Source organism: Microbacterium gorillae, from assembly GCF_050990725.1.
In the GTDB taxonomy this organism is placed as follows: Bacteria; Actinomycetota; Actinomycetes; order Actinomycetales; family Microbacteriaceae; genus Microbacterium; species Microbacterium gorillae_A.
Map to the genome: position 1 here is coordinate 700,093 of NZ_CP158844.1, position 23,619 is coordinate 723,711.

The following is a 23,619-nucleotide window of genomic DNA, read 5'->3' on the forward strand; positions in this document are numbered from 1 at the left end:
ATCACCACGCGATCGGCAGCCAGACGGACATCTCGCCCGCGCCGCGATTGCCCCAGGTGAAGTAGGGGACCAGCCGGGTGGAGATGGTCGCCAGCGGAGCGTCGTCGAGCTCACCATAGAGTGCGTCCGGGGTGGCGGGGAGCACCGCGAGATCCGCCTCCAGGGCGACCAGGCGCGTCCCGGCGATCTCGGTCTGCACCGGGGTGAAGACGGTGCCGCGGCGGACGGCGACCTGCTCGAGCAGGACATCCGCGGGCAGGTCGGCGCTCTCGATCGCGTAGACCACGGGACCACGACGAACCGCCACCTGGTTGGTGACCTCCTCGGCGAGGCGGTTGCCGCGCAGCACGGTGACGGGCATCGGCAGATCGAGGATGATCTCATCGCCCACCGACCACTCACGTTCGATGCGGGTGTAGCTGCCCGGTTCGGACACCGGATGCTGCTCGCCCGCGACGGTCAGCGTGGCACCCGCCACCCATCCGGGGATGCGCAGGTGCAGCGGCAGAACTCCGGTCGCGGCGGTGACGGTGAACGCGATACGCCCGCTCCACGGGTAGTCGCTGTCTTCGCGGAGGCTCAGTGCGGCCCCGTCCTGCTCGACGCTCAGCTCGCTGCCTCCGTACTGGTGGACGAACAGGCCCTCGGGGGAGAGCGATGCGGCGCGCTCGTGGAAGCGAGCCAGCGTGCGCACCGTGTTCGGCGGGCAGCAGAAGCAGCTCAGGTAACTCTCGCGCAGGCGTGCGTCGGATGCCGGGGGTGCGGGAACCGGGTGCTGACCGGTGTCACCGGGGCGACGAAGCTCGTACGGGAGATCGCGAACCTGACGCAGCGCGTTCGTGTAGAAGTACTCGCGACCGGAGAGGCTGATTCCGGCGAGGAGGCTGTTGTAGGCGATCTGCTCGATGACGTCGGCGTAGCGGGCGTCGCCGGTCGCCGCCAGCATCCGCTCGCTCCACAGGATCATGCCGATGTTGGCGCACGACTCGTTGTGTGCGGTGGTGTTGGGAAGCTGGAACGCCCGGCCATAGGCCTGGTGCACGCGGCTGATGTCCTGCTGCCACGGCGAGGCGTCCGGCGAGGCACCGTCGTAGAGGGCGCCGCAGCCGCCCGTGATGTACAGCTTGGTGTCGATGACGTCGTCCCAGAGGTTCGTGAGCACGGCGGTCAACTCCTCATCGCCGGTCTCCGCGACGAGGTCGGCGAGTCCCGCGTAGAGGTAGTTGGCACGCACGGCGTGACCCGCGACCACCTTCTGCTCGCGCACCGGGATGCGGTCCTGATTGTCGTCGCCACCCTCCTCGAAGTCATCGCGCACCCGGAGGAACGCCTCCGACAGTCGCAGATAGCGCTCCTCACCGGTGGCGCGGTAGAGCTCCAGCACAGCCATGTAGTGGCTCGGGCAGATCGCACTGCGCGCCAGCTCCACCGGCTTGTTCGTCGCCAGGTCCTCCAGGAACGACGCGGCACCACGGGCGGTGTTCAGCAGCACCTCGCTGCCCGTCACCTCGTAGTGGCGCACGCCCATCGTGATCAGGTGGCCGAGGTTGTAGGTCTCGAAGTGGAAGCGGTCGGCGAGAGCGACGGCGGCCTCCTCGCCGGTGCGCGCGGCGCGCTCGGAGATGAGGGTGGGGGTGTGAAGGTAGCCGTCCTCGCGCTGCACGGAGGCGATGAGGTGCGCCAGCTCATCGACGCGGGCGGCGAGCACCGGATCGGGGGCGACCTCCAGACGGGCGATCGCCGCCTCCAGCCACTTGTAGAAGTCGCCGTCCATGAACGGAGGGCCGTCGTGCTCGCCGGGCTCGAGTCCCGCCGCCACACGGAAGTTGCGCAGGCCCGGGCTGACGGTCGGATCGCTGAGCGACTCCCACATCGCCTCGATGGAGGTGTCGAAGGTGCGCTGCTGTACGGCACCCCAGAAGCCGCTCGCCCATCGGGCATGGGATGCGCCGAGTGGCTGAAGCGGAGCGTGTGGCGATGTCGTCGTCATGAGTGACGTCCTCCTGCGCGGACCGATGAGGTCCGCCGTCGTGCGTGGATTCGCGGGGGCGACGGGCGGCGGAAAGGCGCCGTCGCCCGTTCGCGCAGGTCCTCTCAGGCCTGCCCGGATTTGCAGTATAACCACGATTCGGGTCGAAATGAATAGAATTTCAGCACTGAGTGTTGACACGCACCTCGAATCTTCGTACTGTCGAATCGGTAACAGACACCCGCATGGCCGTCGTCAAGGAGGACGCCCTATGAACACCCGTCGCACCCCTCGCGCCCTGCTCGGTGCCGGCCTCGTCGCCCTCACCGTGGGCGCCCTGGCCGCCTGCTCCGCCGGGGGCTCCGGCACCGGCGAGAACACTGCCGGCGGCGATGCCGGCACCGCAACCGGCACCGACGCCAAGACCTTCACCGTCCTCACGGCGAACGAGAACCCGACCCTCGCCAAGGAGCTGGACGCGCTCGCGGCCGGCGCGTGCAAGGCCGAGAACGAGGCGCTCCCACTGGAGCACCAGACCGTGGCGCAGGCCGATGTGGTCCAGAAGGTCACCCTGCTGGCCAGCCAGGACGCGCTGCCGAGCCACTTCATCGCGGGCACCGCTATGGTGCGACCGGATGGCGACCTCGGCAAGGCCGGTCTGCTCGTCGACTACGACAAGGCACTCACCGACCTCGGCGTGCGCGACCAGGTGCTCCCCGCAGCGTCCTCCACGATCGAGAACGTCTACGGCCAGTTCGTCTCTCTGCCCTACCAGTACAACCTCGAGGGCATCTTCTATAACAAGAAGATCTTCGCGGACCTCGGCATCACCGAGCCGCAGACGTGGGATGACCTGCTCGCCGCCAACGAGAAGATCACCGCCGCCGGCATCACGCCGCTGGCCGTGTCGGGCTCCGCGATGTGGCCGGTGACCCGTCTCATCGGCATGTACGCGTTCCGCGAGCTCGGCACCACCGCCATGACCGACATCCGAGACGGCAAGGCCAAGCTCACCGATGACGCGTACGTCGAGGCGGCACAGGCCGTCGCCGACCTCGCGAAGTCCGGCGCCTTCGGCGACGGATTCATCTCGAAGGATCCGGCCGCCGCCACCAACGACTTCCTCACCGGCACCGCCGCGATGAAGTTCGACGGCACCTGGCTGCTCAGCAACATCAACGACCCTGAGCAGAACAAGATCGGCGAAGAGAACGTCGGCTTCATGCCGTTCCCCGCGGTGGACGGTGGCAAGGGCTCCATCGACCAGTGGCCGGCGAACGCCGGCACCGCTTTCGCGATGAACCCCAAGAGCTTCGGCCCGAAGACGGCGGACTGGCTCTCCTGCATCGCCGAGAACTACGGTGCGCAGGCACTCCAGGACGCCGGTGTGATCTCCGGCTTCAAGGTCAACCAGGAGGTCACCGACCTGCCCGTCATGACCGAGACCGTGCAGCAGAAGGTCGCCGAGGTGACCGAGACGGTGCTGTGGTTCGAGGCGCTGATGGACGCGAAGTCCACCAGCCTCGCGCAGTCCAACATGTCGCTGCTCGTCAACGGCCAGCTCTCCGCAGCCGACTACATGTCGCAGCTGCAGCAGAGCATCGATCAGAACAAGTAACTCCGGTCCTCTCTGATGACACAGGTCGGCCCGCCGCCGCAGGGCGGCGGGCCGACCGCCTCATGAAAGCCGCACGCCTATGAACCGCGTCTTCGGTGATCGCAAGACGATCATCATCCTTCTCGCGCCCACCCTCATCCTCTACACGCTGCTCAAGCTCGTGCCGGTGGCGTGGTCGCTCGGGCTGTCCTTCTTCGAGGGCAACAACCTGCGTGGCTTCGAGTTCGTGGGGCTCGACAACTTCGCGAAGTTCGTGAGCGACCCGGCGGCGATCCAGTCGCTCTGGGTCAGCGTCATCTTCGCCGTACTCGCCACGGCGGGGCAGATCGTGCTGGGGTATCTGCTGGCGCTGCTGTACGTGTTCGTGCTGCGCAAGGGGTCGGCTTTCATCCGCACGGCGGTGTTCTTCCCGATGGTGCTGCCCACTGTTGCCGTCGCGCTGCTGTTCCGCTCGTTAGTCTCCGTGGGGGATAACCAGGGCCCGGTCAACGAACTGCTGAATTTCTTCGGCATCCCCAGCCAGGAATTCCTCGCCACCACCATCGGCACCATGGGCGTAGCCCTGGCGATGACGTGGTGGAGCTCGATGGGCTTCTACGCCGTGCTCATGTACACCGGTCTGCTGGACATCCCGGATGAGGTCATCGAATCCGCGCGCATCGACGGCGCCAACGGGCTCCGGCTCGTCCGACACATCGTGCTGCCGCTGTCGGCGCCGATCCTCGTCTCCTCGATCATCTTCAGCTTCAACTCCACCCTCAAGGTCTTCGACAGCCTGCTCGCCCTGAACAGCGGCGGACCCGGAACCACGACCGCTCCGCTCACGCTGTACATGTACCGCACGGCATTCGACTACGCCGAGTACGGCTACGGCAGCACGATCGCGCTGGTGCTGACCCTCCTGTGCCTCGTGTTCACCCTCGCGGTCTTCCGCACCTCGGCCAAGCAGACGAAGGAAGCCTGACGTGACCGCCACCCAGACCCTCATCCAGGCCGACGCCGTGCCGCGCAAGGCCGCTCCGCGCCGCCCGCTCTCCCGCTCCGCCGTGCGTGTGCTGCGTCGGATCCCGGTATGGATCATCGTCGCGATCCTGCTGGTCGTGGTGCTGTACCCGCAGGTGTGGATCATCCTCGGCTCGTTCAAGACGCAGACCGAGTTCCTCTCCAACCCGACCTGGGCGCTGCCAGAGGCCTTCAACCTCGACAACTACGTGCAGGCCCTCACGCGGGGCAACGTGGCGACCAACTATCGCAACAGTCTGCTGGTGACCCTGCCGTCGGTGGCGCTGATCGTGCTGCTCGGCGTCGCCGCGGGCTACGCGCTCGAGGTGATGATCTGGAAGGGCCGCAACGCGACGTTGCTGCTGATCCTCGCCGGCATCATGGTGCCCGGCCAGATGATCCTCGTGCCGCTGTTCACGGTCTACTTCAAGATCGGCATCACGAATTCGCTCTGGCCGCTGATCATCACCTACACGGTGATGGGCCTGCCGCTGACGACGTTCCTCATGGCCACCTACTTCCGCGCGATCCCTCGCGAGATCTTCGAGGCCGCGACGATGGACGGCTGCAGCCCGCTGCGCTCGTTCTTCGTGATCGCGATGCCGCTGATGAAGAACGCGATCCTCACGGTGGCGCTGGTGCAGTTCTTCAGTGTGTGGAACGACCTGCTGATCGCCCTCACCTTCACCACGAACCCGGACCTCGCCACGATCCAGGTGGGCCTTCTCAGCATGAACGACGAGTATGGTTCCACCCAGTTCGGACCGCTGTTCGCGGCGATCAGCATCAATATCGTGGCGCTGCTCATCGTGTTCGTGTTCCTCAACAAGAAGATCATGACTGGCCTCGCGGCCGGCTCCGTGAAGGGATGACCGCATGACCGTCGACCGCATCGCGTTCCTGCACACCGGCGCCGTGGTGATCGGCCCCGTCGCCGAGCTCACCGCGCGCATCCTTCCGGGTGTGGAGAGCGTCAACTACCTCGATGACAAGATCGTCAAGGACCTGGGCGATGCCGAGCGTGCGTCGTCGGTGGAGGGGCGGCTCGAGGAGCTGGTGCGGGCGGCCCGTGACGCGCAGGCGTCCGTCGTCATGCTCACCTGCTCATCGATCTCCGAGTTCGCCGCGCCGCTGTCGGAGCGCCTGGGGATCCCGGTGCTCCGCATCGATGAGGCGATGGCCGATCATGCCGTCGCGCTCGGCTCGCGCATCGCCGTGATCGCGACGCTTCCCACCACCCTCGCTCCCACGACGCGATTGATCGCCGAGCGTGCCGGCGTCGCCGGCGTCGCGCCCAGCATCGTCAGCGAGGTAGTGGAGGGGGCGTTCGCCGCGGTGTCCGGCGGCGATCGCGCCGAGCATGACCGTCTCGTGGGGGCCGCGATCGAGCGCCTTGCTGTCGAGGCGGATGTCGTCGTGCTGGCGCAGGCATCGATGGCGTCCGCGGCCGATGCGGTGTCGGTGGACGTGCCCGTGCTGACCAGCCTGGAGCCCGGGATCGAGCGACTGCGCAACACCCTCGCCGGTTCCTGAGAAGGTCTGCGCAACCACGCCGCGACCTGATCGACGCTGGTAGCGTCGGTCGGGTCGCGGCCGTTCGTGTCGTGTCCGAGGAGAGGAGTCTGCGATGGGCGTGTGGGGAACCAAGCCGTGGGACAGCGATGAGGCGTCGGACTGGTTCAGCAGCTTCTTCGACGGGATCGATGTGGACGACCGCATCGCCGCCGCGTTCGCCACGGACGACGACTACGACCAGATCCGCGCGGCCTCCTACCTGCTCGCGGTGCTCGGCCGCTCCTACATCTGGCCCGGTGATCTGGACCGGCTCGACGCCCTGCTGGAGCGCGGCATCGAACTGCTCACACGGATGGTGGAGCCGGGGTCGGACTTCCGTGATCTCTACGACGACGATCTGCAGGTCGTCGCCGCCGTCCGCGCCGAGATCGCCGAGCTCGAGGCGCGCCTCGACGGTGACGACGAGGGCGACGAGGACCAGGACCTCGATGAGGAAGAAGACGACGAGGAGTGATCCCGATCGGCGTCTCGGACGCTGACCGGGACGCCGATCAGGCGAGCAGTGTCTGCGCCGTGGTGAGGTCGGTCACAAGAGCGTTGACCCACTTCCCCGCCAGCGCGCCGCGGATCGCCTCCACCTTGTGAGGACCGCCGGCCACGCCGACGCGACGGGGGACCCGCAGGAGGTCCGCGATCGGCACGGCCACGACCCGCTCATCGAGCTCACCCAGCACCGGTGTGCCGTCCGGGCGGAACGTGCGGTGACAGATGTCGCCGATCGCTCCGTCCGCGAGGAGCTGTGCGCGCTCGGCTGAGGTGAACGCGTTGCCGCTCGTGATCAGCACGTCGCTCGGCTCGATGTTTCCGATGCCCAGCACCGTGAGTGTCAACTGCTCCCAGTGCCGCGCGAGCTGCTGGAGGGCGTCATCGGCTAGCAGGGAGTCGCGGATCTCGCGGTTGGCGACGATGCCGGGCGCCTGCACGTAGACCGGCTCGGCACCGAGGAGGCGAGCGAACTCCCCGAGCAGCCGGTGGCTGTGTCCCTGCACCTCCGGGGCGCCGTTTCCGCCGAGCAGCTGCACAACCTCGGTGGCGCCCCGTGCGGTGAACGGCCGCATGCGATCGACCACGGCGAGCAGCGTCTGGCTCCACGAGGAGATGCCGATCCGGTCCGTGCCCGACAGGGTGGCCTCGAGGTAGGCGGCAGCGCCGGAGCCCAGGGCGGCGATCAGCTCAGCGCCGTCCGCCTCCGGGTCCACATCCACCACGACGGCGTCCGCGATTCCGTAGCGCTGTTCCAGCTGCTCCTCGACGTCCGCGTGCAGTCCGGGGGCCACGGTGACGGTCGTGCGCACGATGCCGGTCTGCGCCGCACGCTTCAGGAGACGGGACACCTTCGCCTGCGAGATGTTCATCGCCTCCGCGATGTCCGCCTGCCGGATCCCGCGCTCGTGGTACATTCGCGCCACCTTGGTCATGAGACGTACCTGGCCGTCCAGGGGGCGGTTGTAGCTGCTCGTCGGCACCGGTAACTTCCTCTCGGCCGTGTTCGGCCTCATCCCCAGCCGGTCCGTCCGGCATCCGCGATGTTGATTCGCTAACGAAACAATATTCATCCTCGCGGCGCGGGGCAACCGTTCGACTCCCGAAGACCGGGGATCACGGGAAGGGGAACTCGACCGTGTGGGTTCCGTGGCCGAAGAACTCGGGCGCACGACCGGGGACGTCGAGCACCGCATCAGCGCCCACCGGAACCGTCACGGTGACGGCGAGCACCCCGTCAGTGTGGGTCCAGGCGATCGCCGCCTCGCCGTACGCCGTGAGCTGGGTGGAGCGTGCCCACGTGAGTCCACCGCCGGGCCGAGGGGCGAATCGGAGGGTGCGTCCGCCGGGGGTGTCCAGGGCGAGGCCGGCCACCGTGCGGTGCATCCAGTCGGCCACGGCGCCCAGGGCGTAGTGGTTGAAAGACGTCATCGTGCCGGGATTGACCGTGCCGTCCGGGAGCATCGCATCCCAGCGCTCCCAGATGGTCGTTGCACCCTGCTCCACCTGGTAGAGCCAGGACGGGCACTCGCGTGTGAGAAGCAGACGGTAGGCGGCATCGAGCTGCCCGGTCGCGGTGAGCGCGTCCAGGATCAGCGGCGTGCCCACGAATCCGGTGGCGATTCGCCCCTCCGCCTCGGCGACCAACCCCGCCAGTCGCGCCCCGGCGTGAGAGCGCTGCTCGGCGTCGGGCAGCAGATCGAAGCGGATGGCGAGCGCATACGCCGTCTGCGCATCACTGGTCATGCGGCCGTCGGCGTCCACGTACGCGGTGCGGAACGCGGCGGCCACCTCGTCGGCCAACGCCCGATAGGAGCGCTCCTCCTCCTGTCGGCCCAGGATGCGTGCAAGATCCGCCACCGCCCGTGCCGAACGGGCGAAGTAGGCGGTCGCCACGAGATAGCGGTCGGTCCGGGCATCGGCGGGGTCCTGCGGCGGGGCCGCCGGATCCAGCCAGTCGCCCAGCTGGAAGCCCTCGTTCCACAGGCGGTCGGGGCCGGCGAGCTCGGCCACCCGATCCACCCACCGCCGGGCGCTGTGGAACTGGTCCGCCACCAGGCCCGTGTCGGCGTAGCGGTCGTGCAGCGCCGTGGGCAGCAGCGTCGCGACATCGCCCCACGCTGCTCCGGGACGGATCGGCGTCCACATCCGGTGTGCGGGGATCACCGGCACGTACCAGGGGATCGTCCCGTCGGGCAGCTGCTCCGCGGCGACGTCGCGCAGCCAACCGCCGAGCATTCCGGACACGTCGAACAGGGTGGCCGCCGTCGGACCGAACACCTGGATGTCGCCGGTCCAGCCGACCCGCTCATCCCGCTGCGGGCAGTCGGTGGGGATGTCGACGAAGTTGCCGCGCATGCCCCAGACGACGTTCTCGTGCAGACGGGTGAGCAGCGGGTCGGAGCACGCGAACCAGCCGGTGCGCTCCAGATCGGTGTGCATCACCTCGGCCACCAGGGCTCCGGCGGCGACGTCGGCGTCGAGATCGCCGGGCCATCCGGTCACCTCGACATAGCGGAAGCCGTGGAAGGTGAAGCGCGGCGCCCACTCCTCGCCGTCCGCCCGGCCGGCGAACGTGTAGGAGTCCGTGGAGCGCGCCGTGCGCAGCGGTCGGGTGTAGATCTCGCCGTCTTGCAGCACCTCCGCGGTGCGCAGCGTCACGGTTGTTCCCCGTGGCGCTGTGGCGTGCAGGCGCATCCTGCCGACCAGGTTCTGGCCGAGATCCAGGATCCGCGTGCCCGCGGGGGAGGTGAGGACGGCGATCGGAGCCACCCGCTCGGTCACGCGCACCGGCGGTCCGGTCGGCGCCACCAGTGTGGCGGGGTCCCGCTCGAAGGTGACCACCGGGTGCCATCCGGTCGGGTCGGCGCCCGGCGCGGACCAGCCTTCTTGCTCCTCGCGGCCGTCGTGGTCCTCGCCGTCGTAGTTGCCGGTGCGGATGATCGGCGACGGAGCCCAGGACCACGTGTCGTCGGTGGCGATGATCAGTCGCCGGCCGTCGACGAGTTCGATCTCCAGCTGCGCCACGAGGGACTGATCGCTGCCGTAGAGGTCGTGGAATCCGCCGTACCAGCCCATGCGTCCCCGGTACCAGCCGTCGCCGAGCCAGGCGCCGATGACGTTCTCGCCGGGGCTGAGCAGTGCGGTGACGTCGTGGGTGCGATAGCGGAGCCGATGCTGGTAGGCGGTCCAACCGGGAGCAAGGAGCTCGTCGCCCACGCGCGATCCGTTGAGCTCGGCTTCGAAGACGCCATGCGCGGTGGCGTAGAGGCGCGCGCGACGCACGGGGGCGTCCAGGTGGAAGCTCCGCCGCACCAGCGCGGGTCGCCGGGCGTCGAGATCGTCGGCGGGCACGATGGGTGCGCCCACCGGCACTGCCGTCCAGTCGGCGGGGTGGAGCAGGCCCGTCTCCAGCGTCGTCTCGCCGCTGTCGGCGCTGCGTTCGTCGTCCTCGCCGATCACGGCGACGCGCACGTGCGCCTGTTCGCGCGATGCGAGCGGGGCGTCCGGCCACGGCACGAGGACCTGCTCCGGTCCGGGAATGGTGAAGCTCCGCTCCGATCCGGATCGGCGAATCGTGATGACCGCCGCGCGCTGACGCCAACCGGGGGGTGCTTCCGTGATTCGCCAGCTCAGTCGCGGGCGGGCTTCGCCGATGCCGAGAGGATCGCGATGGTGCTCGATCACGGGGATGGAGACGGTGAGCATATCGTCCTTTCGCGGCGTCATTGCAGGCGTGGCGGGAGCGGCCCCGCCCTGCCATACTAGCGTTTGTACGTTTCAATTCAGGGGTGAATAGGAGATCGCATGATCGTCGCGGTGACAGGCAGCGGGGGCAAGCTGGGGCGCGCGACGGTAGAGCGGCTCCGCGATCACGGACACGAGGTCATCGGCTTCGACCTCACGGGACCGGCCGGACCCGGCTACACGAGGGTGGATCTTGCCGACTACGGGCAGGTGCTGGATGCCCTGCTCGGAGTGACCGCACGCCATAGTGGTGTCGACGCGCTGGTGCACTTGGCCGCCATCCCAGTGAACGGGCTGATTCCCGATGCCGCCACGTTCGACAACAACGTCACGGCGTCGTTCCACGTTCTGCACGCCGCCTATCGTGCGGGGATCCGACGAATCGTCACCGCGTCCAGCATCACCGCCACGGGGTTCCCGTTCGAGGTGGCACCGCCGTTCCTGCCGCTGGATGAGACGGTCTCGGCGGCCTACAACACCTACGCGCTCGGCAAGATCGCCGAGGAGGCCATCAGCGCACAGCTGGTGACCTGGGCCGAGGGCACGTCGATCACCGCGCTGCGTTTCACGAACGTCGTGGGCCCCGATGAGTACGCCACCTTCGAGCGTGCGGGGGAGCCGGGCTACCGTCGGGACCTGCTCGGGTCCTGGATCGACGCGCGTGATGGGGCGCTTGCCGTGGAGCTCGCTCTCGAGCACGCGCAGCCCGGCTTCGAGGTGTACAACGTGACGCATCCGCTCTCCGGCATCGCGGATCCGTCCCGGGTGGCGGCCGAGCGCTGGTTCCCGGGGACGCCGATGGCGGCGGATCTCGGCGAGCACGAGTCGCTGTTCTCCGCACGCAAGATCGTGGAACGTCTCGGCTTCGCACCGGAGCACGACTGGCGCTGACCGGCGTCACACCTCGACGCGGATCCAGGAGTCGGCGGGGACCGTGGCCTGCAGCTCACGGTCGGGGATGCGCAGGGTCACCTGTCGATCGACGGGTGACGGGTTCGCGACGAGGATCGTCGTCGTCTCCGCGGTGCGCGCGCCGATCGCCCAGACCTCTGCCGCGTCGGGCTGGTACAGGAGTTCGGCACCGGTGAGCGACGTGAGCGCGGCGATCGCCGCTTCTGCCGGTCGGGGACTGCCATCTTCCACACGGAGGCCGCGCGGTCCCGTCGTCTCGAAGAGCGACATCGATGCGGTGGTCGGAACGGCGAGGGCGGCGACCGAGGCGATGGTCCAGGTGGCCAGCTCGGGGGCGTCTTGGCGGTCATCGCTCGCACCCGTGAACTGCGCGCCGTAGCCCTCCGCCAGATCGGTGCGCTGAGGAAGACGTTCCGGCGAGGTCGCCACGTTGTTGAAGCGGGGCCGCAGGGACACCGGGCCGACATGCACCGGGCGACCGTCCGCGTAGCGTGCGGTCTGTTCAGCGATCACCCGCTGCATGCCCAGCGACTCCACCAGCTGCTCGGTGTCCAGGGTGTGAAACAGCGGCGTCGTGGTGACGGCATATCCGTCGACGTCCGGGGAGATGCGCTCTCGTTCGCGGTTCAGCTCGGTGAAGTGGGAACGGGCACCGCCGATGACGGGGACCTCGAGGCCGGCCTGTTCCAGCGCGGCGCGCGTGCGGGCGATCACCGCTGCATCGCTGACATGCTCGACGGCATCGAAGGCGGCCACCCGCACCGGGGGGTCCGCGAGTGCGGCCAGTGCTGCGGCCGCATCGATCAGAGGTTCGTCGGAGGAGGGCACGACGAGGTGCACCACCAGCGGACGCCGATCGGCCTCCGCGCGGCGCAGCGCGGCCGGCCAGGTGGGCGTTCGCAGATCGAGCTCCACGACGCGGAACCCGCCGTCTGCCGATGCGGGCTGCGGATCCGGTGCGGTGGAGGCCTCCACGCCGATCGCCGGGAACGTCCCGCCCGCGACGAGATCGATGACGAGCGGACCGTCGTGTGTCGCGGCGGCGGAGTCCACGCGCTCAGCTCGGATGGTGATCGACTGGTCGATCCGCTCCTCCGCTGGCAGGTCATAGGGGTAGGGGAGTGCGAGCGGACGACTGTAGGTCTTGAAGGACGCGTCGGTCCAGTTGCGCTGATCCTCCGTCTCGAACACATCACCCGTGAACGTCAGCGCGAAGCGGACGCCGTCGCGCATCGCGGCGAGACGCGCGATGTCCATCAGCGGCTGATGGGGACGGATGTCGCGCGGGAACTCGGACTGCTCGCTCGTGCCATCGGTGTGGTCGATGCGCACGGGAGTCGCGGCCCACCCCGCGGGGTGCAGTGCCACCAGGCCGATGCGGCACGTGCGGAACGCCTCGTGGCTGACGGCGCGCCACGACACGCGAAGCTCTGCACCGGCGACCCGGACGGTCACGGTGCCGGTGACGCGGGCGCCAAGACCGACCTGCTCGAGGTCCAGCTCGATGCTGTCCTTGCCGAAGCGCGTTGCGACGACCTTCGTGGGAACAGTGAGCCAGCCGGCATCGCGCACGGCAGCGCGGACGGCGCGGAGCACCACAACGCCGTCGAAGGCGATATCGGCGATCTCATCGCCGCGCAGGTCCAGGGTCCAGGCGCCGCTTCGCCACGGGCGGGCGTCATCGCGCCACCAAGAGGAAGTGTTGTCCACCTGACGACCATAACCGGTTGACCAGTTCCGCAGCCGCTGTGTGTCGCGTGGGTGTCACGAAGCTAAGCGGTTTACCGGCGGGCCTGTATCGTCGGGTTCATCCAATGACGGCTCGCACGAAGGACGGATATGCCGCAGAACTGGGCACAGAACTACACGTACGCGGCTCCGCGGATCGTGACGGCGAACAGCGTGGACGACGTCCGCGCGGCGCTCGCCGAGCCGGGTCCCGTGCATGCGCTCGGCACCCGACACTCCTTCACGGATGTGCCAGACACCCCGGGCACGTTGATCGACGTGACCGGGCTGGAGGGGCCCGCCGTGATCGACGCCGAGGCCGGCACGGCTCGTGTCACCGCCGGTACCCGCTACGCGGTGGTGGCGGAGCAGCTGCATCACTCCGGATTCGCGTTGCACAACATGGGTTCGCTGCCCCACATCAATGTGGGCGGCGCCACGCAGACCGCCACGCACGGCTCGGGTGATGCGCGCGGCGTGCTGAGCACCGCGGTGCGCTCGCTGCGCTACGTCGATGCGTCCGGCGAACTGCGTGAGGTCTCCCGCGGCGACGCGGACTTTCCGGCACTCGTGGTCGGCGTCGGTGCCTTCGGCGTGATCGTCGACCTTGATCTGGAGATCGAGCCGGACTACCTCGTTCGCCAGGACGTCTATCACGGCCTGACCTGGGACGCACTGCTGGCGAACGTCGATGCCGTCACCGGAGCCGGCGACAGCGTCTCGCTGTTCAGCCGCTGGGACGAGGCGCCCGGACCCCTCTGGGTGAAGCGTCGGGTCGCCGGCGCCGAGGTCGCTGCGGCGGACGCCATCTTGGACGCCGTGCGTTCGCCCGAGAACGTCTCGCCGCTCGGGATGGGTGACAACATCACCGAACTCGGAACCGCTGGCCCCTGGTATCTGCGGCTGCCGCACTTCCGTGCCGACAGCGAACCGAGCCGCGGTGACGAGATCCAGTCCGAGTACTTCGTCGATCGAGCCCACGCTGCGGCGGCGCTCGCGGCGGTGCGGGAGATCGCCGACGGGTTCCGCGAGCACCTGATCGTGACCGAGGTGCGCACAGCGGCCGCCGACGAGCTGTGGCTCAGCCCGGCGTACCAGCGCGACAGCGTGATCATCCACTTCACGTGGGAGAACCGCGATGCGGAGGTGCGAGCGGCCCTCGTCGACATCGAAGCGGCTCTGGCTCCGTTCGACGCTCGGCCGCACTGGGGCAAGCTCCACCTGTTCGACCGCGAGCGGCTCGAAGCGGTCGTGCCGCGACTGGCCGACGCCCGTGCCGTCTACGAGCGCATCGACCCCGAGGGTCGCTTCGTGAACGCTCACCTCGTCGTCCGCGTCGGCCTCCGCACCCCCCGCTGACCCCCGCGCCCCCGCGCCCCCCGCCCCCCGCGCCCCGCACCCCCCGCGCCCCGCACCCCCGCCCGCCGCACCGCCGAGAAACCCAAGCAAGTCCGAGAAACCCCGCGATGCAGGGTTTCTCGGACTTGCTTGGGTTTCTCGCGGGGGGAGGGGGGAGAGAGGGGGACGGAGGGCGTTAGAGGGTGGTCATGCCGCCGTCGACGGCGAACAGGGCACCCGTGGCGAACGCGGAATCGTCGCTGGCGAGGAACACCATGACGCCCGACACATCGTCGGGGGCTCCGGCGCGGCCCATCGGAATGCGGCCGATGATCGCGGCGCGGGCCTCCGGGTCGGTGGTGATCGTGGTCACCAGCCCCGTTTCGGTGTATGCCGGAACCACCGTGTTCACCCGGATGCCGACCCGCGCGTAGGCGGCGGCGACCGTGCGGCCGAGGCCGTGGATACCGGCCTTCGACGCGCTGTAGGCGGTGAAGTCGGCACCTTCGCCGTTCAGTCCGGTCGGGCTGCCGGTGAGGATGATCGATCCGCCGTCGTGCTCCAGCATCGTGCGCACGGCGTGCTTCACCGTGAGGAACGTGCCGGTGAGGTTGATGTCGATCGTGCGGCGCCAGACGTTGAGGTCGAGGTCGGCGGCCTTCGCGTCCTGGCCGAAGAGCTGCACGCCAGCGTTGGCGACCACCACGTTCGGCGCCCAGCCGGCTGTCGCCACGTGGTCGAACGCGGCGGCGACGGTCGCCTCGTCCGACACATCGCACACGACCGCGCGTGCCGCATCTCCGATGACCTCGGCCACGGACTGCGCGGCGGTGGCGTCGCGGTCGGCGATGATGACGCGTGCGCCCTCACGGGCGAAGCGCTCGGCGACGGCCTGGCCGATGCCCGCTCCCGCGCCGGTGATGAGGGCGGTCTTGCCCGCCAGTCGTCCGCTGTCGCTGGTCGTCATGTCAGCGAACGATCTCGTCGAGGTGCAGCATGCGTGCGAGGTTACGGTCCAGCTCGTCGTCGCGGAAGATCTTCTTCCAGTCGTCCTTGATGATCGACTCGCGGCCGTAGTCCATCGCGATGAGGCAGGCGTCGGAGAACGGGTTGTCGCCGCGCAGGCCGTTCGCGAGGGCCACCTGCGTGTGACCGTAGAGGATGCTGCGGGCGGCGGCCTCCGGCACGCCCATCGTGTGGATGGCCTCCTGCAGGGCCTCGTTGAGCAGCGACCCGATCATGCAGGCGACGGTCTCCACCAGCGTCGGCTCCAGCTGGGCCAGCTGCTTGACCGTCACCCAGTGCACGTCGATGACGGGCGCGTAGATCGCACGCACGGTGGCCTCCACGATCGCCTTCTTGTCCGGGTCGTCGGACTCGACGGCAGCGATGGCGTCCTGCGCAGCGGCGATGCCGCCGAACGTGTCGGCCCACTCCTCCTTCGTGGTGCGCTCCAGGAACACCGACGGGTGGCAGGGGTGTGCGACGGCCTGGATGACGTCCTCGCGTGTGGCCAGCAACCCCGCGTAGGCGGCGGCCGGGTCGAGGGTGAGAACGATCGCGCCGGGCTGCAGCTGCGGGACGACCTCCGCGGTGACCGCCGCGAGGGCGAGGTCGGGAACGGCCAGCACGACGATCTCGGCGTCGGCCACGGCGTCGGACAGCTCGGTGAGCTCGCGACCGGCGGCCAGCGTGCGCTCGCGTCCGGCGGGGGAGTTCTCCACGTACGAGACGGCGTGACCGGTGCGCACGAGGTTGTTGGACACGCGCATGCCCATCTTGCCGCCCGCGCCGACGACGGCGATCCGGTAGCTCTCGGTCATGATGTGCTCCTCAGGTGTTCGAGTGTGATGCGGGTCCATTCCCGCTCGGTTCGGATGGTGGTCTCGGGATCGCCCTGCCAGCTCAGCCAGTGCTCGACGATCTCGTTCACGCCACGTTCGCGCGGTCGTACGGTGTGCAGCAGGTGGTCGTAGTCGTGGAGCCCGTCGCCCATGGGCGCTCCGCCGTAGGTGAAGCCCACCCACCCCGGCATGCGGGCGAAGGCGAAGTCCTTCACGTGCACGTTTCGGACGAACGGGGCGGCCAGTTCCACGCAGTCACGGGGGTTCTCCAGCCGAGCCACGACGTTGGCAGGGTCCAGGCAGACGCCGAGGTTCGCGCTGTCGACGCGGGACACGACGCCGACCAGATCCGCGGTGCTCACCTGCTCGTAGGTCTCCAGCGCAAGATCGACCCCGGCGCGCTCGTAGTCGCCGATCACGGCGCGCAGCGACTCCTCCGCCTGCGCCAGGGTGGGTCGGCTGTCCGGGCCGTAGAGCATGCTGCGCACGAGGCGCGCGTCGAACACGTCGGCGAGACGGAGGAAGCTCGTGAGCAGTTCGGCGCCGACTCCCTTCGTCCCCAGCTCGATCCTCACGCCGAGGTCCCGGGCGGCTGCCGCGGCATCGGCGAGCTCGCGGGCGGACATGGTCAGCAGCGACGCGTAGTCGCAGATCTGGAACAGCTCGACACCCTGTGCCCGGGTGTCTTCGAGGGCGTCGATGAGGCTGAGCGGTTCGGGGACCTCGCTCGAGTGCTGCCAGAAGTAGGCATAGGTGCCGAGGCCGATCATGACTGGTGTCCCGTGGCCAGGGCGAAGGCCTCATCGATCACCGCGAGGAAGGCGGCCGGATCGTGGGCGAAGCGCCCGAGGAAGAGACCATCGACATCACCGCTCAGCTCGGTCAGCAGACCCGGACCGGCCGATCCGCCGTAGATCACGGCCGATCCCGCCCGCTCAGGGTCTGCCGCCGTCAGCTCGCGCAGTGCGCGCGTCACGACGCGGATGTGCTCGATGGGCGCCGGCTCGGACGCGCCGATGGCCCACACCGGCTCGTACGCCAGGATCACGGGCCCGGCGGGGGCGTCGGCCAGCGCCGCTGTCGTCTGGACGACGGCCACCGCGGCCGCCTCCGCGGGGGACACCCGTTCCGCCTCGCCGATGCACAACACGGGACTGATGCCGTGGCGCAGTGCGGCAGCGCACTTGCGCGCGGAGGACGCGTCGTCCTCACCGAACAGGCGTCGTCGTTCTGCGTGACCGATCTCAGCGACGGACACTCCCACCTCGGCGAGTTCCGTAGCTGACACCTCACCCGTGAACGCCCCGGACTCCGCCTCGGCGACGTCCTGAGCACCGATGCGCACGCCGGTGCCGGCGAAAGCACGGACGGCGGGAAGCACCTGCAGGTAGGTGGGGATCACGAACACGTCCACGAGTCCGGTGCGCAGTGCCGGATGCTCGCGCAGCCGAGCGGCGACGTCGGCGAACCACGCCTCGGCCCGCGCATGCCCGAAGTACATCTTCAGGCTCACGCCCACGGTCATCGGCATCAGCAGGATCCGGTGCTCTCGTACTCGCCGATCACCGCGACCTTCTCCGCCGATGCCGACGTGGGGTCGAACCGATAGGTCAGCCACTCGCGCACGAGGCGACGCGCCAGCTCGATGCCGATCACGCGCTGGCCCATCGTGAGCACCTGGGCGTCGTTGGAGAGCACGCTGCGCTCGACCGAGAACGAATCGTGCGCGGTGGCCGCGCGGATGCCGGCCACCTTGTTGGCGGCGATCGCGACGCCAAGGCCCGTGCCGCAGATAAGCAGAGCGCGGTCGGCTTCGCCGCGCGCGACGAGTTCGGCGGCGGCGATGGCCACCTTCGGATACTGTGTGTGGCCGTCGGCGTCCACGCCAACGTCCACGAGCTGGGACACCAGCTCGCTGCCCTGGAGATCCTGTTTCAGGATCTCCTTGTAATCGAATCCGGCGTCGTCGCAGCCGATCACGATGCGCAGTGGTTCGGTCATGTCAGTCCTCCTCACGATCGGTCAGCAGCGTGCCGATCGCCGTCACGATGAGGGCGAGCGAGTGCGCGCCCGGGTCAGGGGTGCCGAGCGAGCGCTCAGCGTGCGGACGGGCACGACCCATCCGTGGCAGCAGGTCGGCGGTTGCCGCTGCGGCGGCCGTGGCGGCGGTCGCGGCGCGCGACCACGCCTCGGCGAGGGAAGCCCCGCCGTCGACGGCGGTAGCGAGCTCCGCGGCGAACGGCACGAGCGCGTCGACCAGGGTCTTGTCGCCGACCTCAGCCTTGCCGTAGTCGGTGACGCCGCGCGAGCCGGCGGCGACGCCTGCCGCCACGGCGGTGGCATCGGGGGTGCCCGCATCGGCGAGCGCGCGGGAGACGGCCGTCAGGATGACTCCCCACAGCGCGCCCGAGGTTCCGCCGGCCCGATCCGACCACGCGTCGGCGGCACGCAGCAGGGTTGTGGCCGCTCCCGCGCCGGACTGCCGCGCGGCTCGCGCCGCGGCCAGCGCGGCGTGGGAGCCGCGCTGCATGCCGATGCCGTGGTCGCCGTCTCCGGCGATGGCGTCGATGCGTCCGAGCTCCTCGACGTTCGCGTCGATCGTGGCGACGATCGTCTCCACCGCGCTGACGACGAGCTCGGCGACGGCGCGTGAGGCGTCATCGGCCTCGGGGATGTCGTCCGTGGCCGCATCGACGATCCGCGCGGCCGCCCGCTGTTGAGCAGCGACCGCGCCCCGGCGGTAGGCGGGAGTGTCCACGGGTGTGTCCCACAGGGCCGTCAGTTCGTCATCCAGCCAGAACAGGGTGAGGGAGGTGCCCGCCATGTCGAAGCTCGTGCAGTACTCGCCGACGTGCGGGTCCACGATCCCCACCCCGGCCGCAGTCAACAACTGCGCGACGCGGCGGTAGACGACGAACATCTCCTCGTACTTGAGGGATACGAGCCCGTTCAGGATCGGCACCACTCGCGCCCCGGCGATCTCCACGCCGTCGGGGACCTCTTCCAGAAGCCGCGAGACCAGCAGCTCGGCCAGCTCGTCGGCGGTGGGGATGTCCGTCTCCTCGATGCCGGGCTCGCCGTGGATGCCGAGGCCGACCGCCATGCGTCCGGAGGGAACCGTGAACAGGGGCTCCGGTGCGCCCGGGAGGGTGCATCCGGAGAAGGCCACACCGAAGGAGCGCGTCCGATCGTTCGCGTGGCGGGCCAGGCGAGCCACCTCCGCGAGCTCCGCGCCCGCCTCCGCTGCGGCCGCGGCGATCCGGAACACGGTCAGATCGCCCGCGATGCCGCGGCGACGGTGACGTTCGGCGGGGGAGGCCGAGGAGATGTCATCGGTGACCGTGACCGTTTCGCACGCGATTCCCTCGGCGCGCAGGCGCTCCTCGGCCGCGTCGAAGTTGAGCACGTCGCCGGCGTAGTTGCCGTAGCTCAGCAGCACTCCGCCGCCGGATTCGACCAGCCGTGCCACCGAATGAACCTGCTGCGTGGAGGGGGAGGCGAAGAGGTTGCCCATCGCGGCACCGTGCGCGAGGCCCGGACCCACCAGCCCGCCGAAAGCCGGGTAGTGACCGGATCCGCCACCGATCACCACGGCCACCTGGCCGTCGGGGATCACGGTGCTGCGGACGACGCCACCGGCCACCCGCTGCACGTAGCGTTCATTGGCCGCCACGAACCCGTCGATCATCTCGTCGGCGAAGTCCGCGGGCTCGTTCCACAGTCGGGTCATCGGATCGCCGTCCGGGTACGGGATGCGCTGCGATGCGCGGCTCCGCTCGATGCAGTGTCCACTTCGACTCCATTCATGATGTCGGCACAAGTTTGGCAAACCGGTTGACCAATTGCAAGGCGAGGGCGAGGTAGGTTTTACGCATGCCCGCCTACTCGGACAACTCCGCCGACACGATCGCCGCCGCGCTGAGCGCACTGCCGTCGGGCACGCCGGTCTCCGAGGTGGCGCGGCGTCTGCTGGACCTCTTCACGTCGGGTGAGATCTCTCCCGGCACTCGTCTGCCGCCCGAGCGTCAGCTCGCGGCGACCTTGGAGGTGGGCCGGTCTGCGGTGCGCGAGGCCCTCGCCGCTCTGGAGATCCTCGGCATCGTGGATGTGCGTCCCGGCTCGGGCACCTATCTGCGCGGCGAGGCGAGTGAGCTGTTGCCGCAGACCCTGCGCTGGGGCCTGCTGATCGGCGAGCGCAACACCCGCCAGCTGCTGGAGCTGCGCGAGGGACTGGAGATCTACGTCGCCCGCCTCGCCGCCCAGCGCGCAGACGACGAAGCGCTCGCGCGCCTCGATGCCGACATGGTCCGCATGCGGGAGGCGCGCGACGACCTCGCCGCCTTCGCCCGCGCCGACCTCGACTTCCACCACCAGCTGGCCCAGACGGCGGACAACGACACCGTCACCGATCTGCTCCACGTGGTGCGCTCGCTCCTGCAGGTGTATGCGGATCGTGCCGTGCGCGATACGTCGCACGCGGAGGTGGCGATCCGCGAGCACGAGGCGGTCCTCACCGCGGTGCGGCGGCGAGACGCGGATGCCGCGGCGTCGGCGATGGCCGCCCACATGGCGACCGCCGCCGTACGCCTCAGCGAAGCGTCCCGAGAATAGGCATTTCGCCCATCGCCGTATGTCAGCCTGACGCCGCCGCCGTACGCCTCCGTGGAGCGTCCCCAGAAGAGGAGATTTCGCCCGCCGTGGTGCGCCCTGGCAAATTCCGTCCTCGTTTGGCGTCAATCTCCTCTTTTCGTGACCGGGTGACGGGTCAGAGCTCCAGCTCGTCGGGGCGCTCCAGCCCGGCGTGCGGCGAGGTGGGCCACGCCGGATCCCCGGTCAGCACGCGCACGCGCGCGTCCGAGATGAGCACCGTGTCTTCGATCTTCGCCCCGGGAGCGCTCGGGTTCCAGGTGAAGGCCTGCCCGTCCTGCACGCGTTCGCCGAGCCCGGGGTGTGCGCGGGGATCACGCCCGTTGTAGCCCGCGGCCCCACCCTGGTGGTGGCGCTGCCATTCGGAGGGATCGAAACCAGCGCGCGCGTACGCGGCGGCACCGTCGGCGAGCACCTCGCCAAATGCGCGACCCGGCGCGGAGGCGGCGAAGAACGCCGCCTCGACATCGCGGATGCGAGCGTTCGCGTCCCGCTCGGACGCTGTGGCCGGTCGGAATCGCACCCAGCGGGTGAGGTTCGTGACCAGTCCGTGTCGTCGACCGCACACGACGGCCATCGCGCGTGAACCAACACGAGCGGTGGTGGGAAGGGGATGGCGGTGCGGGAGTCGTTCTTCACCCGCGACGAGGAGCACGACCGGTTCGATGCCGCGACGCCACAGCTCCGCGGCGAGACGGGCGGCGACCGCCCGCTCGGACTCGGCGGGATCGGCGGCACCGAGCGCGGCGGTCATGGCGGTGGCGGCGTCGGCGCTGAGGTGGGCGTAGCGCTCGGTCTCCGTGGGAAGCAGTGCACCGCGCGCGGCGCGCAACTCCGCCGCCAGCTCACGTTCGTCGGCGTCATCGGGCGCGGCGTCGACCAGCGCGCCATGCCAGGGCACGCGCTCCACGTCGAGGCCGACCGGAAGCTCTTCGGTGATGAGGCGATCGGCCTCATTCGCGAACGCCCGAACACGATCGCAGTCAGGGCTGACGCGAACAGTCAGCACCGGATCGCCGAGGGGGCCCACCTGCACGCGTGAACCGTCCAGATACCAGCTCAGCGCCGCCGGAGAAGTGAGCCAGACGGCGCCGGTGCCCGTCTTGTCGAGGATGTCCAGCACGCGCTGCCGCTTCACCGCGCGGTCGGCGGCGGACGGCGCGAGCGTGGGGGTGAGGTCGAGGGTCGTCATCGCGGTTCGGTCTCCAGTGGGGTGAGCAAAGCGGGCCCTGACGGTGCGAGCGGGGATCTTCATCGCAGCTCTGTCTCCAGCGAGGTGAACATCGCAGGTTCGGGCGGCGTGCGAGTGCGGGTGCGGTTGTCGAGGTTCATCGCAGTTCCGTCTCCACTGGCGTGAACACCGCAGGCCCGGGACCACGCGCGGCGAGCGTCAGCTCGGCACCGGTCCACCGGCGCGGGGCGAGGGCGACGGCGTCACCGAGAGGGATGCCCCCGATATGGAACCTGGCCTCCCTGTCGCTCCACATGATGGCGATCGACACCGGAGCGGTCGCGTTGACGGAGTGCTCGCCGAGGGCGACGCGAGCGGACTCGCGGTCCACGGCGACGACCAGCGTCGCGCCCGGATCGTCGCTCACCGCGATCTCGGCACGGCCGGATCGCACCTCCAGTGATGTCCGCCGCCAGCGCGCGTCCACGGCGAGGCCGAGGGTGGCGGTCGGGTGCGACTGGAGCGCAAAGCCGGCATTGCTCGCGTCGGCGACCAAGGCGGAGGGGAGGGCGCCGCGACCGAACCAGTCCGGCCCCGGAACGGACGAAGGAACGTCCGGTGTCACATCGCGCGCGCTCCCGTACTCCGACACCGGCTCGGCTGGCCCCCCGTCCACCGCCCGACCGATCAGCGGCCAGCCGTCCTCGCCCCAGCGCAGCGGCTGCAGGTGCAGGACCCGGCCGTGCACCGGCGTGGCCTGGAAGTGCAGGAACCACTCCTTCCCGTCGTGCCCGCGGACCCAGGCGCCCTGGTGGGGTCCGTTCACGGCGGATCCGCCCTGCTCGAGCACGATGCGATGCTCCCAGTCGGCGGACCAGATCGACGGCGCGCGGAAGGCGTACTGCCAGCCGTCTTCCACACCGCCGGCGGGAGCGAAGATCCACACCTTGCCGTCACAACGGTAGACCTTCGGGCCCTCCAGGATGCTGCACCCGGGAACATGATCCCCGTCGATGAGAACGCGCGGTGTCCCGACGGCACGGGTGAGGGCGGGGTCGACCTCCACGACGTCGAGGCGGTTGTTGAAGCCGGCGCGGGAGCGCGCGTAGGCGTGGACGATGAAGGCGCGGCCGTCCTCGTCCCAGAACGGGCACGGGTCGATGAGCCCGCGTCCTGCGATGATCGTGCGCGGCGGAGACCAGGGACCGCTGAGCCGTGGGGCGCTCACCGCGAGGATGCCGCGATCCGGGTCGCCCCACACCACGTGGAGCAGCCCGCCGTGCTCGCGCAGCGCAGGTGCCCAGACGCCGGCGTCGTTCGGGTCATCGAGGCGAGCTCCGCCGGCGTGGCCGGCACTCCGCCAGGTGACGAGATCGTCGGAGAACCACAGCGGGAGTCCGGGGGTGCGATCGAAGCTGGACGCCACCATCGCGTAGCCGCCGCCACTGAAGGCGATCACGTCGGGGTCGGGCACATCGCGCGCGAGGATCGGGTTCTGGTAGGGCGGGGTCGGGTGCTTCCCGGGTGACTGCTTCGACACGTCTCTCCTTCGAGGGGGCATCGCGGGGTGTTGGTCTCACCGCGA

The 23,619-nt window shown here is 69.5% G+C and carries 20 protein-coding genes; 8 read left to right on the forward strand and 12 right to left on the reverse strand.

The annotated features are described in order from the left end of the window. Window position 1 precedes the first annotated feature (1 nt). A complete protein-coding gene (locus tag ABTV68_RS03100) occupies window positions 2-1,990 on the reverse strand; it encodes a glycoside hydrolase family 127 protein (RefSeq protein WP_433676161.1) in 1,989 nt (662 codons plus the stop codon). A gap of 250 nt (window positions 1,991-2,240) precedes the next feature. On the opposite strand from ABTV68_RS03100, the gene ABTV68_RS03105 reads away from it, so the two are divergent. From ABTV68_RS03105 to ABTV68_RS03125, 5 genes are all read left to right on the forward strand, one after another. Beyond that, window positions 2,241-3,587 carry an ABC transporter substrate-binding protein gene (locus ABTV68_RS03105; RefSeq protein ID WP_433676162.1) on the forward strand — a complete coding sequence of 449 codons (1,347 nt, stop codon included), beginning with the start codon at window positions 2,241-2,243 and terminating at the stop codon, window positions 3,585-3,587. A gap of 79 nt (window positions 3,588-3,666) precedes the next feature. After that, window positions 3,667-4,551 carry a carbohydrate ABC transporter permease gene (locus tag ABTV68_RS03110; RefSeq protein ID WP_433676163.1) on the forward strand — a complete coding sequence of 295 codons (885 nt, stop codon included), beginning with the start codon at window positions 3,667-3,669 and terminating at the stop codon, window positions 4,549-4,551. Window position 4,552: 1 nt separating this feature from the next. After that, window positions 4,553-5,461, forward strand: coding sequence for a carbohydrate ABC transporter permease (locus tag ABTV68_RS03115; protein ID WP_433676164.1), 909 nt, complete (start codon window positions 4,553-4,555; stop codon window positions 5,459-5,461). A 4-nt stretch (window positions 5,462-5,465) separates the two neighbouring features. After that, the gene (locus ABTV68_RS03120; RefSeq protein ID WP_433676165.1) at window positions 5,466-6,122 is read left to right on the forward strand and encodes an aspartate/glutamate racemase family protein; all 657 of its coding nucleotides are present in this window, start codon (window positions 5,466-5,468) and stop codon (window positions 6,120-6,122) included. Between the two features lie 94 nt (window positions 6,123-6,216). Further along, window positions 6,217-6,618 carry a hypothetical protein gene (locus ABTV68_RS03125; protein ID WP_433676166.1) on the forward strand — a complete coding sequence of 134 codons (402 nt, stop codon included), beginning with the start codon at window positions 6,217-6,219 and terminating at the stop codon, window positions 6,616-6,618. 37 nt (window positions 6,619-6,655) lie between these two features. Here ABTV68_RS03125 and ABTV68_RS03130 read toward each other — a convergent pair whose 3' ends face one another. Both ABTV68_RS03130 and ABTV68_RS03135 read right to left on the reverse strand, forming a co-directional pair. Next, window positions 6,656-7,630, reverse strand: coding sequence for a sugar-binding transcriptional regulator (locus ABTV68_RS03130; RefSeq protein ID WP_433676167.1), 975 nt, complete (start codon window positions 7,628-7,630; stop codon window positions 6,656-6,658). Window positions 7,631-7,763: 133 nt separating this feature from the next. Then, window positions 7,764-10,355, reverse strand: coding sequence for a family 78 glycoside hydrolase catalytic domain (locus tag ABTV68_RS03135; protein ID WP_433676168.1), 2,592 nt, complete (start codon window positions 10,353-10,355; stop codon window positions 7,764-7,766). A gap of 99 nt (window positions 10,356-10,454) precedes the next feature. Between ABTV68_RS03135 and ABTV68_RS03140 the strand changes: the two genes are divergently transcribed. Then, window positions 10,455-11,285, forward strand: coding sequence for an NAD-dependent epimerase/dehydratase family protein (locus ABTV68_RS03140; RefSeq protein WP_433676169.1), 831 nt, complete (start codon window positions 10,455-10,457; stop codon window positions 11,283-11,285). Window positions 11,286-11,291: 6 nt separating this feature from the next. On the opposite strand, the gene ABTV68_RS03145 is transcribed toward ABTV68_RS03140, so the two are convergent. Further along, on the reverse strand, window positions 11,292-13,016 hold the full coding sequence (locus tag ABTV68_RS03145) for a hypothetical protein (protein ID WP_433676170.1): 1,725 nt from the start codon (window positions 13,014-13,016) through the stop codon (window positions 11,292-11,294). Window positions 13,017-13,145: 129 nt separating this feature from the next. Between ABTV68_RS03145 and ABTV68_RS03150 the strand changes: the two genes are divergently transcribed. Beyond that, on the forward strand, window positions 13,146-14,393 hold the full coding sequence (locus ABTV68_RS03150) for a D-arabinono-1,4-lactone oxidase (protein WP_433676171.1): 1,248 nt from the start codon (window positions 13,146-13,148) through the stop codon (window positions 14,391-14,393). A gap of 175 nt (window positions 14,394-14,568) precedes the next feature. Here the strand turns inward: ABTV68_RS03150 and ABTV68_RS03155 are convergent, their stop codons facing one another. From ABTV68_RS03155 to ABTV68_RS03180, 6 genes are read right to left on the reverse strand one after another with little or no spacing between them, the layout of a single operon-like run. Then, window positions 14,569-15,339: an SDR family NAD(P)-dependent oxidoreductase gene (locus ABTV68_RS03155; RefSeq protein ID WP_433676172.1), complete on the reverse strand. Its 771-nt coding sequence runs from the start codon at window positions 15,337-15,339 to the stop codon at window positions 14,569-14,571. Between the two features lies 1 nt (window position 15,340). Continuing rightward, on the reverse strand, window positions 15,341-16,195 hold the full coding sequence (locus ABTV68_RS03160) for a phosphogluconate dehydrogenase C-terminal domain-containing protein (RefSeq protein ID WP_433676173.1): 855 nt from the start codon (window positions 16,193-16,195) through the stop codon (window positions 15,341-15,343). Further along, window positions 16,192-16,986, reverse strand: coding sequence for a TIM barrel protein (locus ABTV68_RS03165; protein WP_433676174.1), 795 nt, complete (start codon window positions 16,984-16,986; stop codon window positions 16,192-16,194). Before ABTV68_RS03165 ends, ABTV68_RS03160 begins: the two co-directional genes overlap by 4 nt. Beyond that, a complete protein-coding gene (locus ABTV68_RS03170; RefSeq protein WP_433676175.1) occupies window positions 16,983-17,747 on the reverse strand; it encodes a triose-phosphate isomerase family protein in 765 nt (254 codons plus the stop codon). Before ABTV68_RS03170 ends, ABTV68_RS03165 begins: the two co-directional genes overlap by 4 nt. After that, window positions 17,747-18,217, reverse strand: a complete 471-nt coding sequence (locus ABTV68_RS03175; protein ID WP_433676176.1) for a ribose-5-phosphate isomerase — start codon at window positions 18,215-18,217, stop codon at window positions 17,747-17,749. Before ABTV68_RS03175 ends, ABTV68_RS03170 begins: the two co-directional genes overlap by 1 nt. A 1-nt stretch (window position 18,218) precedes the next feature. Further along, window positions 18,219-19,946, reverse strand: coding sequence for a dihydroxyacetone kinase family protein (locus ABTV68_RS03180; protein ID WP_433676177.1), 1,728 nt, complete (start codon window positions 19,944-19,946; stop codon window positions 18,219-18,221). 143 nt (window positions 19,947-20,089) lie between these two features. Between ABTV68_RS03180 and ABTV68_RS03185 the strand changes: the two genes are divergently transcribed. Beyond that, window positions 20,090-20,827, forward strand: coding sequence for a FadR/GntR family transcriptional regulator (locus ABTV68_RS03185; protein ID WP_433676178.1), 738 nt, complete (start codon window positions 20,090-20,092; stop codon window positions 20,825-20,827). Between the two features lie 154 nt (window positions 20,828-20,981). On the opposite strand, the gene ABTV68_RS03190 is transcribed toward ABTV68_RS03185, so the two are convergent. Together ABTV68_RS03190 and ABTV68_RS03195 are read right to left on the reverse strand one after the other, a co-directional pair. Continuing rightward, the gene (locus ABTV68_RS03190) at window positions 20,982-22,055 is read right to left on the reverse strand and encodes a M24 family metallopeptidase (protein ID WP_433676179.1); all 1,074 of its coding nucleotides are present in this window, start codon (window positions 22,053-22,055) and stop codon (window positions 20,982-20,984) included. Window positions 22,056-22,191: 136 nt separating this feature from the next. After that, on the reverse strand, window positions 22,192-23,574 hold the full coding sequence (locus tag ABTV68_RS03195) for a glycoside hydrolase 43 family protein (RefSeq protein ID WP_433676180.1): 1,383 nt from the start codon (window positions 23,572-23,574) through the stop codon (window positions 22,192-22,194). Window positions 23,575-23,619 lie beyond the last annotated feature (45 nt).

Coding starts and splice junctions, on each gene's coding strand:
- ABTV68_RS03100 (WP_433676161.1), bottom strand. CDS start 1,990: ATGACGACGACATCGCCACACGCTCCGCTTCAGCCACTCGGCGCATCC.
- ABTV68_RS03170 (WP_433676175.1), bottom strand. CDS start 17,747: ATGCCGATGACCGTGGGCGTGAGCCTGAAGATGTACTTCGGGCATGCG.
- ABTV68_RS03120 (WP_433676165.1), top strand. CDS start 5,466: ATGACCGTCGACCGCATCGCGTTCCTGCACACCGGCGCCGTGGTGATC.
- ABTV68_RS03180 (WP_433676177.1), bottom strand. CDS start 19,946: ATGACCCGACTGTGGAACGAGCCCGCGGACTTCGCCGACGAGATGATC.
- ABTV68_RS03110 (WP_433676163.1), top strand. CDS start 3,667: ATGAACCGCGTCTTCGGTGATCGCAAGACGATCATCATCCTTCTCGCG.
- ABTV68_RS03175 (WP_433676176.1), bottom strand. CDS start 18,217: ATGACCGAACCACTGCGCATCGTGATCGGCTGCGACGACGCCGGATTC.
- ABTV68_RS03185 (WP_433676178.1), top strand. CDS start 20,090: ATGCCCGCCTACTCGGACAACTCCGCCGACACGATCGCCGCCGCGCTG.
- ABTV68_RS03140 (WP_433676169.1), top strand. CDS start 10,455: ATGATCGTCGCGGTGACAGGCAGCGGGGGCAAGCTGGGGCGCGCGACG.
- ABTV68_RS03125 (WP_433676166.1), top strand. CDS start 6,217: ATGGGCGTGTGGGGAACCAAGCCGTGGGACAGCGATGAGGCGTCGGAC.
- ABTV68_RS03165 (WP_433676174.1), bottom strand. CDS start 16,986: ATGATCGGCCTCGGCACCTATGCCTACTTCTGGCAGCACTCGAGCGAG.
- ABTV68_RS03135 (WP_433676168.1), bottom strand. CDS start 10,355: ATGCTCACCGTCTCCATCCCCGTGATCGAGCACCATCGCGATCCTCTC.
- ABTV68_RS03155 (WP_433676172.1), bottom strand. CDS start 15,339: ATGACGACCAGCGACAGCGGACGACTGGCGGGCAAGACCGCCCTCATC.
- ABTV68_RS03150 (WP_433676171.1), top strand. CDS start 13,146: ATGCCGCAGAACTGGGCACAGAACTACACGTACGCGGCTCCGCGGATC.
- ABTV68_RS03190 (WP_433676179.1), bottom strand. CDS start 22,055: ATGACGACCCTCGACCTCACCCCCACGCTCGCGCCGTCCGCCGCCGAC.
- ABTV68_RS03160 (WP_433676173.1), bottom strand. CDS start 16,195: ATGACCGAGAGCTACCGGATCGCCGTCGTCGGCGCGGGCGGCAAGATG.
- ABTV68_RS03105 (WP_433676162.1), top strand. CDS start 2,241: ATGAACACCCGTCGCACCCCTCGCGCCCTGCTCGGTGCCGGCCTCGTC.